Source organism: uncultured Granulicatella sp. (assembly GCF_963515095.1).
Taxonomy (GTDB): Bacteria; Bacillota; Bacilli; order Lactobacillales; family Aerococcaceae; genus Granulicatella.
On sequence record NZ_CAUPXD010000010.1, the window covers coordinates 17,779 to 29,933 of the forward strand.

At 34.1% G+C, this 12,155-nt stretch carries 11 protein-coding genes and 1 pseudogene; 1 reads left to right on the forward strand and 11 read right to left on the reverse strand.

Annotated features, from left to right (window positions below; translation table 11 throughout):
- Positions 1–102: 102 nt before the first annotated feature.
- The 9 genes and pseudogenes from RWL86_RS03740 to RWL86_RS03780 form a co-directional block, all read right to left on the reverse strand.
- The gene (locus tag RWL86_RS03740) at positions 103–1,047 is read right to left on the reverse strand and encodes a metal ABC transporter substrate-binding protein (protein WP_314077242.1); all 945 of its coding nucleotides are present in this window, start codon (positions 1,045–1,047) and stop codon (positions 103–105) included.
- On the reverse strand, positions 1,044–1,874 hold the full coding sequence (locus RWL86_RS03745; RefSeq protein WP_314077243.1) for a metal ABC transporter permease: 831 nt from the start codon (positions 1,872–1,874) through the stop codon (positions 1,044–1,046). The genes RWL86_RS03740 and RWL86_RS03745 overlap by 4 nt, the downstream gene beginning before the upstream one ends.
- On the reverse strand, positions 1,867–2,601 hold the full coding sequence (locus tag RWL86_RS03750) for a metal ABC transporter ATP-binding protein (RefSeq protein WP_314077244.1): 735 nt from the start codon (positions 2,599–2,601) through the stop codon (positions 1,867–1,869). The genes RWL86_RS03745 and RWL86_RS03750 overlap by 8 nt, the downstream gene beginning before the upstream one ends.
- 173 nt (positions 2,602–2,774) lie before the next feature.
- Complete coding sequence (locus RWL86_RS03755; RefSeq protein WP_314077245.1) at positions 2,775–3,605, reverse strand: MurR/RpiR family transcriptional regulator; 831 nt, start codon at positions 3,603–3,605, stop codon at positions 2,775–2,777.
- A gap of 120 nt (positions 3,606–3,725) precedes the next feature.
- The gene (locus tag RWL86_RS03760) at positions 3,726–5,231 is read right to left on the reverse strand and encodes a PTS transporter subunit EIIC (RefSeq protein ID WP_314077246.1); all 1,506 of its coding nucleotides are present in this window, start codon (positions 5,229–5,231) and stop codon (positions 3,726–3,728) included.
- A 30-nt stretch (positions 5,232–5,261) separates the two neighbouring features.
- Positions 5,262–5,936: an N-acetylmannosamine-6-phosphate 2-epimerase gene (locus RWL86_RS03765; RefSeq protein ID WP_314077247.1), complete on the reverse strand. Its 675-nt coding sequence runs from the start codon at positions 5,934–5,936 to the stop codon at positions 5,262–5,264.
- Positions 5,937–6,195: 259 nt separating this feature from the next.
- Positions 6,196–6,888 carry a phosphoglycerate mutase gene (locus tag RWL86_RS03770; protein WP_314077248.1) on the reverse strand — a complete coding sequence of 231 codons (693 nt, stop codon included), beginning with the start codon at positions 6,886–6,888 and terminating at the stop codon, positions 6,196–6,198.
- A 58-nt stretch (positions 6,889–6,946) separates the two neighbouring features.
- The gene (locus RWL86_RS03775) at positions 6,947–7,654 is read right to left on the reverse strand and encodes a glucosamine-6-phosphate deaminase (protein ID WP_314077249.1); all 708 of its coding nucleotides are present in this window, start codon (positions 7,652–7,654) and stop codon (positions 6,947–6,949) included.
- Between the two features lie 161 nt (positions 7,655–7,815).
- Positions 7,816–8,172, reverse strand: a pseudogene (locus tag RWL86_RS03780) (PspC family transcriptional regulator); the annotation flags it as partial.
- A 575-nt stretch (positions 8,173–8,747) separates the two neighbouring features.
- Here RWL86_RS03780 and RWL86_RS03785 point away from each other — a divergent pair.
- Positions 8,748–9,677 carry an XRE family transcriptional regulator gene (locus tag RWL86_RS03785; RefSeq protein WP_314077250.1) on the forward strand — a complete coding sequence of 310 codons (930 nt, stop codon included), beginning with the start codon at positions 8,748–8,750 and terminating at the stop codon, positions 9,675–9,677.
- Between the two features lie 62 nt (positions 9,678–9,739).
- Here RWL86_RS03785 and nadE read toward each other — a convergent pair whose 3' ends face one another.
- Both nadE and RWL86_RS03795 read right to left on the reverse strand, forming a co-directional pair.
- Positions 9,740–10,567 carry an ammonia-dependent NAD(+) synthetase gene (gene nadE / locus RWL86_RS03790; protein WP_314077251.1) on the reverse strand — a complete coding sequence of 276 codons (828 nt, stop codon included), beginning with the start codon at positions 10,565–10,567 and terminating at the stop codon, positions 9,740–9,742.
- Between the two features lie 22 nt (positions 10,568–10,589).
- On the reverse strand, positions 10,590–12,065 hold the full coding sequence (locus tag RWL86_RS03795; RefSeq protein ID WP_314077252.1) for a nicotinate phosphoribosyltransferase: 1,476 nt from the start codon (positions 12,063–12,065) through the stop codon (positions 10,590–10,592).
- Between the last annotated feature and the right edge of the window lie 90 nt (positions 12,066–12,155).

Sequence of the window (12,155 nt, forward strand, 5' to 3'; positions counted from 1 at the left end):
ACTAAAAGTTATTTGACTATCATTTTTAGACGCAAAAAAGCCAGAGCTAAAGCTCTGGCTTTTTTGCAGTTTTATAGCTCACCATACTATTAGACTGCTTAATTATTTTTCTAAACCTTCAATAATTTTTGTTAAGTTCCATTTCATCATGCTTAAGTAGCTATCTCCATCTTTACCTTTTTCAGCAACTGAGTCAGTAAAGATTGTTGAGTAAATTGGCTTACCTGATTCTTGTGAAACTGTCTTCATCGGACGGTCATCAACACTTGATTCAACGAATAATGAAGGAACTTTAGATTTTTTAAGAATTTCTACTAAACGAGTTGTTTGCTCAGGAGTACCTTCTTCTTCAGTGTTAATTTCCCAGATGTAAGCTGATGGAACTCCATAAGCTTTAGAGAAGTACTTGAAGCATCCTTCACTTGTAACAATTAATTTTTTCTCTTCTGGAATTTTAGCAAGACGTTCTTTTGCGTCTTTATCTAATTTATCCAACTCAGCAACATATTTATCAAGATTCTTTTGGTAAGTATCTTTATGTTCTGGATCTTTTGCAATTAATTGTTTTGCAATGTTTTTAGCAAAAATCACACCATTTTCGATGTTTAACCATGCATGAGGGTCTTCTTTACCTTTTTCTTTTTCCCCTTCAAGGTAAATTACATCAACGCCATCACTTACTGCAAAGTAATCTTTATCTGCTACTTTACCAGCATTTTTAACCATTTTTGTAAACCAAGCATCATCTGCATTTTCTAAGTTAATTCCATTATAGAAAATTAAATCTGCATCATGAATTTTTTGTACATCTTGTGGTAATGGTTCATATTCGTGTGGATCTTGTCCAACTGGAACAATACTGTGAATGTCCGCTAAATCCCCAGCAACATTTTTTGTAATATCATAAATGATAGAGTTTGTTGCTACTACTTGTACTTTTTTAGGTTCATTACTTTTTGTTGTAGTTGATGATGTTGAGTTTGTTGAACATCCTGCAAAACCAACTAATGATAATAAACCGACTGTTAATAATTTCCCGATTTTCATGCTTTTTTCCTACCTTCCCTTTGTTTTGGTGATACAATAAAACTAATCACAAAGAATGCTGCGGCAGTTAATACAATGGTTGAACCTACTGCAATATTAAACGTATATCCGATTACTAAACCAACAATCGAAGAAAGTGAACCAAACATCGCTGATAAAGCTAACATGGTTTTTAAACTCTTCGAATATAAATATGCTGTTGCTGCTGGTGTAATCAGTAACGCTACAATCATAACTGTTCCGACACTTTGCATTGCTGTAATCGAAACTAATGCTAAAAGAAACATCAATAAGTAATGATAGAATGATACATTCAATCCCGCCGAACGAGCAAAGACTGGATCAAAACTCGTTACTTGTAATTCTTTAAAGTAAGAAATAATCGTTACAAAAACAAAAATTCCTACAATTGCTGTAATTACTAAATCAAAATCTTGTACCGCTAAAATATTCCCAAATAAAATATGGAATAAGTCTGTTGAACTTTTTGCAACACCGATTAAAATAATCCCTAAAGCTAAAAACGAACTAAAGGTAATTCCTATCGCGGTATCGCTTTTTACGACACTATTTCGATTAATAAAAGCAATAATAAACGATGCTAATAATCCAAATGCTAGTGCTCCAAAGAAGAAGTTAATACCAAGAATAAAAGATAATGCTACCCCTGGTAACACCGCATGAGAAATCGCATCTCCCATCAACGACATTCCACGAAGAATGATAAAACATCCAATCATTCCGGCAACTGCTCCAATTAGAACAGAAGAAATTAAAGCATTTTGCACAAAATGATAGTTCATTAATCCTTGTAAAAAATTATTCATGAGCCGCTCCTCCTTGTGCAATAAAAACTTCTCCACCGTAAGTTTTTCTGATTTTTTCAGGAACAAAAGTAGTTTCTGTAGAACCACTATCCACAATTCCTCGATTCACTAAAATGACTTGATCAAAATAATCACGCACTTTCGATAAATCATGATGCACCATTAAAATAGTCTTTCCTTCTTCTTTCCATTGACGAATTAAAGTCATAATGACTTTTTCACTCATCATATCAATCCCTACAAATGGTTCATCTAGGAAAATATAATCAGCTTTTTGCACTAAGCAACGTGCTAATAATACCCTTTGGAATTGTCCTCCAGATAATGCTCCTATCGGGCGATGCGATAATTCTGTTAAGCCAACTTCTTCAATCGCTTCATCTACATCTTTCCAATCTTGAACGTTTAAACGCTGAAATGGTTTCATCTTAACGGTTTTCCCTAACGCTACACATTCACGAATCGTAATTGGAAATGTAAAATCAAGATTACTCTTTTGTTCTACATAAGCAATTCTTTCTAATGATTGACTTGCTTCCTTCCCATCAAATGTCACTTTTCCCGTATGAGTAATTAACCCTAACATTGCTTTTAAAAAGGTAGATTTACCTGCACCATTAGGACCAATAATTCCCAAAATCGTTGGGCCGTTCACTTCTACATGACAGTCTTTTAGTACATCTGGTTGCATTGCATATGATACACCAAGATTTTCAACTTTAATCATGACTATCTCCTTTCTTTTTCTCATATTTCTTATGCCAATAATTAGGTTACCGTAAATACTTTCTCTCGTCAAGAGTTTTTTAGGTATTCCAAAATATTTTTGAAAAATTCCCGTTTTTATATAAAAAAAGATAAAGAACAAAGCGCTTCCCCGTCCTTTACCTTCTTAAATTCCTATTCTTTTTTATCTTCCTTCGCTCCTAAAGCGGATAATGTATTCGAGAATAAGTGATGCTTATAATCCTTATCAATTTCTTTATAATAACTATAAAAAATATCTATCATGACTAAAATTGGAAATTGTGGCGAAATTAACCCACCTTGATCCAAGGCATTTTTCATAGCAATTAACACTAATTCGTCACACACTTTTTCACTTTCTTCACTCCGTTTTGAAGTAATTAAAACGGTTTTAGCTCCTTGTTTTTTCGCCTGACGAACCGCTTCTACTACACTCGCATTAGCAGAAACTGAAATTCCAATGACTAAACACTGCTCGTCAACAAGTACCCGATTCATAAGCATTGTATGCAAATCCGTAATCGCCTCACAAATCATCCCCAATCTCATAAATCGAAATTTCATCTCATGCGCTGCTAACCCTGAACTCCCTTGCCCATAAATATAAACTCGTTTAGCATTATTCAACAGCCCACACACTTTAATCACTTGACTTTCATCAATCAACGAAAAAGACTTGGATAGTAGTTCTTCATAGTCCGATAAAACTGTTTTCGTTAAATCATTATGAACTACTTGACCTTCTTTTTTACTTTCCTGGAAATCATAAATAAATTGTCGATAGCCTTTATAGCCACATTTTTGTGCAAAGCGTGTCAATGATGGAATAGATACAAATAACCTCTCCGATACGGCTCTAGCTGACAAAGATTCTTCTGTAGAATTTTGATTTAAAAAATATTGCGCAATTGTTTTTTCATTAGGGGTTAATGTATCATAAATCGATTCAATTAATGGTGTGACTTTTTTCTCAAAAGATATCATTTCTTTACTCCCTTAACCTTTTCATTACTGTTAGTGTATCATATTTTTCAACTCTCGTGTTTCAAAAAATAAAAAGCTAGGAGAAATTCATCCCCTAGCTTGATAGTATTTAGATAACGATTAGTCATCTACACCTAAAATTTCGTTAATATTGTTTTTATAAAGAATAGCTTTTGCTCCGTAGATAGCTTGAACGCCACCTTTAACTTCTAATACATCTACCGCACCAATTGCTTTAAGTGTCGCTTTATCTACTTTATCGACTGAACGAACAGCTACACGTAAACGAGTAATACATGCATCTACATCTTCAATATTTTCTGATCCGCCTAAAGCTTCAATAATACGAACGCTATCTTGTTTTAATGTATCTTTTGTTTCTACAACAGGTTTTTCATCATCTAATAACTCTTCATCTAAACGTCCTGGAGTTGCAACGTTAAATTGAACGATAAACCATCTGAATACTACATAGTATAGAACACTCCATACTAAACCAAATGGAATTTGTAATAGCCAATTTGTTTTATCATTACCTTGTAATACCCCGAATAATGTAAAGTCGATAACCCCACCTGAGAATGTATTACCGATTGAAATATTTAAGATATCAGCAATAAAGAAGCTTACACCATCTAAGAATGCATGAACAACATAAAGTACTGGACTTACGAATAAGAACATAAATTCGATTGGTTCTGTAATACCAGTAATGAATGAAGTTAAAGCTACCCCAAAGAATAAACCTGCATATTTTTTACGACGATCTTTTGGAACACAGTGATACATTGCTAAGCAGGCTGCTGGAAGACCAAACATCATTGTAGAGAAACGACCTGCGAAGAAACGAGTTCCTTCAGTAAATAGACCAACATGTGTTGGATCTGCTAATTGAGCAAAGAAGATTTTTTGAGCACCTGCTACAGATTGACCTGCAACAGTTGCAACTCCACCTAATTCTGTATACCAGAATAATGGGTAAATCATGTGGTGTAAACCAACTGCGCCACTTAGACGCATTAAGAATCCATATAAGAATGTTCCAAATGGTCCAGCTTGTGAGATATAACCACCAGTTGATACTAATAATTGTTGGAACGGAGGCCAAATTACAAAGAAAATACCCCCAACTACAATTGAAGCAAATGAAGTTACGATTGGAACAAAACGACTACCACCAAAGAATCCTAAGAATTGAGGTAACTGAATGTTGCTATAACGATTATGTAAATAAACTGCTACAGAACCTACTACGATAGCCCCAACTACACCTGTATCAATGGCAGAACCTTCAGCCATGTATAATTTTACAAGAGCTTTAATAGTTGCTGTCATTACGAAATATCCAGTAACACCAGCAAGTGCTGCTGTACCTTTATCACGTTTTGCTAAGCCAATACATAAGCCCACACAGAGTAGTAATGCTAAATTCGCAAATACAACTTCCCCTGCTGAACTCATCACTGTGAAAATAGCTTGCAGTGCACGATTATTCAACACTGGATAAGTAGCTACTGTCGTTGGATTTGACAACGCACCACCAATCCCTAATAACAAACCAGCTGCCGGTAAAATAGCAATCGGCAACATAAAGGCTTTACCAATTTTTTGTAATACTTTAAACATATGGTTTCCTCCTAAAAATTTATTTTCCTTTTATGAATGAATTGCCTCTACAAATTTCTTTGTAATTAATTGAGGTCTTGTAATAGCTGAACCAACTACTACACTATATGCACCTAATTCTAGTACACGTTTCACCTTTTCAGGTGTATCAATATTTCCCTCTGCAATGAGTGGATGTTTGATAACCTTTAAGACTTCACGAAGAATTTCAAAATCGTTTGCTTCAATTTTATCCCCTTTACTTTGGTGGGTATATCCTACTAATGTACTTCCGATATAATCGAACCCTAATTCATCTGCATGAATCATTTCTTCAACTGTCGAACAGTCTGCCATTAATTTTTGAGTTGGATATTTTTGACGAATTTCTTGATAAAATTCATCTAAAGTTTGTCCATTTGGACGACTAGAAATCGTTGCATCTAATGCAATAATTTCTGGTTTAGCTTCCATTAACTCATCCACTTCTTTCATAGTGGCTGTAATATAGACATCTGCATCATCATAATCTCTTTTAATAATTCCAATTACTGGTAAATCTACTGCTTCTTTAATAGCTTTGATGTCTATGACAGAATTAGCACGAATCCCCTTTGCTCCTCCTTCCTTTGCTGCGACTGCCATACGAGCCATAATAAAATCGCTATGCAACGGTTCATGTGGCAACGCTTGGCAAGATACGATTAATTGCCCTTGAATACTCATATTCAGCCTCCTTTATTTTTATAAAAGCCTTTATATTTGTTAGTATAATTCTAACAGAAAGCATTTTCAATATTAGTCGTTATTTTAGAAAGTAATTTCAAATTTCTTTGTTTTCCCATTCAAATTCCTTAAAAATTAGAAATTACTTTCACACTTTTTTAGAAATCATGAAAAATTTTTTATATAAAATAATGAAGGACTTACCATTCAATCGATAAGTCCTAAGGGTATAACGATTCAGTTTTAAAGATTTAGAAAATTATTTTCCTAAATAATATTCTGAAACAACATGTAAGTTTTCATCAAATTCAAACACTAAAGGTGGGAAATTCGGAATTTCCACCCCCATAATCTCGTCATCTGATAATCCTTTAATGTGTTTTACTAATGCACGTATAGAATTCCCATGTGCACCAATAAAAACATTTTTACCAGCTTTTAAATCTGGAGCAATTTTATCTTCCCAAAATGGAAGAACACGTTCCAGAGTTACTTTAAGATTTTCTGCATCTGGAATTACAGAATCATCCAATTTCGCATACCTACGATCGCCATGTGCTGAATATTCATCATCACGATCCATTTTTGGAGGTAACACATCATAAGAACGACGCCAAATATGAACTTGTTCATCTCCAAATTTTTCAGCAGCTTCTGCTTTATTTTTCCCCGTTAATCCACCATAATGACGTTCATTTAAACGCCAAGATTTTTCAACAGGAATCCATAATTGATCACAAGCTTCCAATGCCAAATCCGTTGTTTTAATCGCACGTTTTAGCACCGAAGTATAGGCTTGATCAAATTCAATCCCTGCTTCTTTGATTAATTTTCCGGCATCAATTGCTTGTTGAATCCCCTTTTCAGACAAATCAACATCCGCCCAACCAGTGAAGAGATTAGCCTTATTCCATTCTGACTGGCCATGGCGAGCAAAAACTAATTTTACCATCTTATCGCTCTCCTTTTTCTTCTAAACCTTTTCCCGTGTAAATGTATACCCTATTTCATTATCTATTTAATAATGCAGCTGCAGCTTCATCAACGATAATGGTTACATTAGGATGTTTTTGTAAAATACTTGCAGGTACATCCGTAGTAATTTCACCTTTTACCGTATCTAAAATTGCTTGTGCTTTCTTTTCCCCGAATGCAATTAACACAATTTGTTTTGCATCCATAATCGATTGTAGCCCCATTGAATAAGCAAATCTTGGTACATCTTCTTCACGTTCAAAGAAACGTTTATTCGCTTCGATTGTTGCTTTTGCCAAGGCTACTTTATGTGTTCTTTGTGTAAATGGTGTTCCTGGTTCATTGAATCCAATATGGGCATTACTCCCTATCCCCAATAGTTGGAAGTCAACAGGATTGTCTTGTAAAATTTTTTCATAACGTTCTACTTCAGCATCAATATCTTCTGCAAGTCCATTTGGTAAATAACTCTTAGCAAATGGTTTTGCCTCAAATAGTTGCTCATTCATAAAATAGTGATAACTATGTCCATCTTCATTTGATAATCCTGCATATTCATCTAAATTTACAGAAACTCTATCCGAAAAATCTAATGAACTTTGACGAATTTTTTCATATAAACCAAGAGGACTTGACCCTGTTGCTAAGCCAAAAACTTTTGCTCCCTTTTCATAGGCTTCTTTAAATACTTCAAATGCAACTAATGCGCCTTCTTCTTGATTTTTTACAATTTTAATGTCCATAAGGCTTCCTCCCTCAACTTGTCATTACCAGTATTGTAACAGATTTTTTTTGAAATGAATATAGATATTTAACGATTTTCAATTTTACTCAAAAAAAATTAGGTAACACGAAGTCACCTAATTCTATAATCCTTTTTATTTATTTTTTAGTCTACAAATGATTAAACCCATTCACCATTTCCATTGACAGTATATCCATCAATTGTTGTGTTAACAGCTAATACTCCTGAAGCATAAGAATAGTACCATTTACCGCCAACTTCAAACCAGCCTGTTTTCATTGCTCCGGACTCATCTAAGTAATACCAGTTGCCATCAACTTTAACCCAGCCAGTTACCATTGCTCCTGAAGGTTGTAAGTAATACCAGTTGCCATTAACTTGAGCCCAACCAGTTACCATTACTCCGTTTGTACCTAAATAGTACCAATTTCCACCGTCTTGAATCCATCCTTCAGCAGCAACTCCCTCATTACCATACCAAATTACATAGTGCCATCCTTCTTCAGTTTGTTTCCAAATCCCTTTTGGTTGAGTTAATTTATCTAACTTCTGAATAGCATTATTTCTAGCTTTCTCTAATTGTTCTTTATTTAATCCCAAAGCCTTTTCAAATTTTGAAAAAGGCGCTTCTTTTAATCGTTCTGGAACAGTAAGAGTTCTGTTTTTAAATATTATTAATGCATCTGGATTTGTTTGATTTTTGTATAAAAAAGCATACTCCATCAATATTAAAGAGCGCTCATTTTTTCCCACAGCATTATAAATTGTAACTGCATCAAAAACTTCCTCTTTCGCAGAAACACTCGACATGTTTGATACTGCCAACATTCCTGTTGTTGCTAAAGCAACTCCTAACATTGCAATTTTCTTTTGTAGTTTCATTAGAAACATCTCCTTTTATTTTGATTTCTTACAGTTGGAGTATAACGAATTTATTGATAAATAGTTTAAAAACGTAACTATGTTTACCTTATTAGAATATCTATTCACATTTTTAACCCTAAAAAGAAACTATACATACCTTTTCTTTAAAAACACTTACACAATTGATATAATCAAGAAAACAACGCATACATTTAGGAGGAACAAGTATGAACGATGAAAGTATTTATGGACTAGTTTTCAAAAAAATTCGGGAAGATAGAGGGATTACTCAAAAAGAAGCTGCCGGTACTACCGTTACTCCACATTTTTTGAGACAATTTGAACAAGGAAAATCCCGTATTACAATCCAAAAATTTGAAGAAATCATTGATAATGTTGGAATTGATAAAGAGACTTTTGATAAAATTAGAGTTCAAATGTTTCCTTCAGAATTTCATAAACGTCAAGTTGAAGTAGCTAATTTAGTTTCCAAACGAGAATATAAAAAGGCCCTAGACCTTCTAAACCAACCTTTAGAAGATTCCGGTATTGCAGAACACTTCATTATTGCCAATCGTGTTGTTAGTAAATTTGGAATTGCCTCTATTGTTGGAGACTCTCTTTTAACACCAAAAGACTATGAAGAATTGGAATATATCAAAGCTTATCTTACTAAAGTTGAATACTGGAACTATGTTGAGGTGAATGTATTTTCTGCTATCATTTCCCATTTTTCGATTGAATTTTTAGATTACCGACTTTATCACTTGCTAGATATTTTAAAAACTCAAACGGAATACCATTATACTCGAGCTTCTGAATACTATCTCTCCGCTCTACGAGCAGGAGTCAAAAACTACTCAATCCAAGGTCATTATGATAAAGCAGAAAAATTAGCACAAAAAACGCTCGAAGTGATGAATGCTTTTCCAGAACTAAGCATGAAATTGACGCAATTTATTGCTCTTTCTATGGAGCGTTCCTGTAATTTCCTTCGTCAAAATGATGTCTATGGTTTAGAACTTGCTAAACATATCTTTGCAACTCTAGATCATCTAGAAAAGACATTCCAAAATCAATTATTAATCCGTTTAAGAGAAGATTTCTTTTCAAAAGTTACTCAACTGAACAAAACAGGTCAACCTTTAGAACAATAAAGCAATAAAAAAACTCTATTAGACTCGGAAGCATCCTATCTAATAGAGTTTTATTTTTTAGATTATTTCCAAAAATCATCATAAATTGTAATTGGTAAATGACGTTTATGTTCTGATTTGATATACCAACTTTCAATGGTTTGAGCATCTTTTTCTGCAACTTCTTTTCCTTCAAGATAATCATCAATTGCTTCATACGTCACACCTAAAGCTACTTCATCTGGAAGTGACGGACGTTCTTCTTCTAAATCTGCCGTCGGTTGTTTTAAATATAAATGTTCCGGAGCTCCTAAATATTCTAATAACTGACGTCCTTGTCGTTTATTTAAGCGCCATAATGGTAAAATATCTGCTCCACCATCGCCAAATTTTGTATAAAATCCTGTTACAGATTCTGCCGCGTGATCCGTACCTATCACAGCACAGCCTGTTTGACCTGCAATCGCATATTGTGCAATCATTCGTTCTCGAGCTTTAATATTTCCTTTATTAAAGTCACTAATTGGTAATCCTAAACTTGTAATACTATTCATAGATGCATCCACTGCAGGCTTAATATCCACACGCAATATATCTGCTGCTTGCATAAATTCAATAGCATCCATTGCATCTTGTTCATCTGCTTGAATTCCATAAGGCAGACGAACGGCGTAAAAATGATACTCTTTTTCTGGATATTCTTGATTCAATTCATCAATCGCTAACTGAGCTAATTTACCCGCCAGAGTAGAGTCTTGTCCACCACTAATCCCTAATACATATCCTTTTAAAAAAGGATATTTGACTAAATACTCTTTTAAAAATTGAATCGTTCTTCCAACTTCTTGTTGAACATCAATTTTCGGTTGTACTTTTAATGTTTCAATAATTTCTTGTTGTAATGGTCTCATGATTATTTCCTTTTCTATCTGGCTACCCTAAGCGACTAGATTTTTCTTTTACTTCTGCACGAATAGCTTCAATACTTGCTAATTTTTGTTGATAGGTTTCTGTAGATAAGTCGACTGGGTATTGTTCTGGGTTTAAGATACGCTTATATTCATCCCATAACGCTTCTACTTGTTCATCTTTATACGCTTTAATTTCTTTTAATGAAGGTAATGTATAGACTAATTTTCCTTGTTCAAAAATCGATTGTAAAATTGGACGAGCATCAAAATCCGTCACTGTTTTATTAATGTATGTGTAAACTGGATGGAACATATACAACTCTTCTAATTCATCTGGACGTTCATGCCATAATGCAATATAGTCCCCTTCAGATTTTCCATCACTCTTGCGTGTAATACGCCATACTTGTTTTTTACCTGGTGTTGAAACTTTTTCAGCATTATTAGAAATTTTCACCGTTGGAACCATTTCACCATGTTCATCTTCAATTGCTACTAATTTATAAACACAGCCTAACGCTGGTTGATCATAAGCTGTAATTAATCGTGTTCCGATTCCCCAAACATCAATTTTAGCACCTTGCATTTTTAAGTTTAGAACTGTTTTTTCGTCTAAATCACTTGAAGCATAAATTTTAGCCTCCGTAAAGCCTGCATCATCCAATTGTTGACGAACTTTTTTCGACATATACGCCATGTCCCCACTATCAATACGAACGCCTAAGAAATTAATTTTATCTCCGAATTCCTTCGCTACACGAATCGCATTTGGGACACCTGAACGTAAAATATCATACGTGTCGACTAAAAATACGCAATCACGATGAGTAGAAGCATAAGCCTTAAATGCTTCATAATCGTCACGATACGCTTGGACTAGAGAATGCGCATGAGTTCCTGAAACCGGAATTCCAAACATTTTTCCAGCTCGAACATTACTTGTCGCATTACATCCCCCAATATATGCTGCTCTTGTTCCCCAAAGCGCTGCATCTAATTCTTGCGCTCGTCTTGTTCCAAATTCTAATACCGGATCATCCCCTGCTACTGTTCGAATACGAGAAGCTTTTGTAGCAATCAATGTTTGAAAATTAATAATATTTAATAAAGCTGTTTCAATTAATTGGCATTCTGCAAGAGTTCCTTCGACTTGAACTAATGGTTCATTTGCAAATACTAATTCTCCTTCAACAGCAGAATGAATATTTCCTTTAAATTTAAAGTTTTTTAAATAGTCTAAAAATTCTTCTGGATAAATCTCTAAACTTCTTAAATAGTCTAAGTCTGTTTGGCTAAATGTTAAATCTTCAATATAGTGAACTAAACGTTCTAAACCGGCAAAAATCGCATATCCATTTTCAAACGGTAACTTTCTAAAATATGCTTCAAAAATTGCTTTTTTCTCATGAAGACCTGTTTCCCAATAAGTCTTCATCATATTAATTTGATACAAATCAGTATGTAGCGTTAAACTATCATCTTGATAACGGAATTTCATGGTTCCATAACCCTCTTTTCATTATAATTACATTTATTGTACACCAGTTTTCATAGTTTGTACAAACTTTCCAAACTCTTTTTTTTACGG

What these genes read in the sequence shown, in the direction of transcription:
- RWL86_RS03740 (WP_314077242.1), bottom strand. Translation starts at nt 1,047, where the DNA reads ATGAAAATCGGGAAATTATTAACAGTCGGTTTATTATCATTAGTTGGT.
- RWL86_RS03745 (WP_314077243.1), bottom strand. Translation starts at nt 1,874, where the DNA reads ATGAATAATTTTTTACAAGGATTAATGAACTATCATTTTGTGCAAAAT.
- RWL86_RS03750 (WP_314077244.1), bottom strand. Translation starts at nt 2,601, where the DNA reads ATGATTAAAGTTGAAAATCTTGGTGTATCATATGCAATGCAACCAGAT.
- RWL86_RS03755 (WP_314077245.1), bottom strand. Translation starts at nt 3,605, where the DNA reads ATGATATCTTTTGAGAAAAAAGTCACACCATTAATTGAATCGATTTAT.
- RWL86_RS03760 (WP_314077246.1), bottom strand. Translation starts at nt 5,231, where the DNA reads ATGTTTAAAGTATTACAAAAAATTGGTAAAGCCTTTATGTTGCCGATT.
- RWL86_RS03765 (WP_314077247.1), bottom strand. Translation starts at nt 5,936, where the DNA reads ATGAGTATTCAAGGGCAATTAATCGTATCTTGCCAAGCGTTGCCACAT.
- RWL86_RS03770 (WP_314077248.1), bottom strand. Translation starts at nt 6,888, where the DNA reads ATGGTAAAATTAGTTTTTGCTCGCCATGGCCAGTCAGAATGGAATAAG.
- RWL86_RS03775 (WP_314077249.1), bottom strand. Translation starts at nt 7,654, where the DNA reads ATGGACATTAAAATTGTAAAAAATCAAGAAGAAGGCGCATTAGTTGCA.
- RWL86_RS03785 (WP_314077250.1), top strand. Translation starts at nt 8,748, where the DNA reads ATGAACGATGAAAGTATTTATGGACTAGTTTTCAAAAAAATTCGGGAA.
- nadE (WP_314077251.1), bottom strand. Translation starts at nt 10,567, where the DNA reads ATGAGACCATTACAACAAGAAATTATTGAAACATTAAAAGTACAACCG.
- RWL86_RS03795 (WP_314077252.1), bottom strand. Translation starts at nt 12,065, where the DNA reads ATGAAATTCCGTTATCAAGATGATAGTTTAACGCTACATACTGATTTG.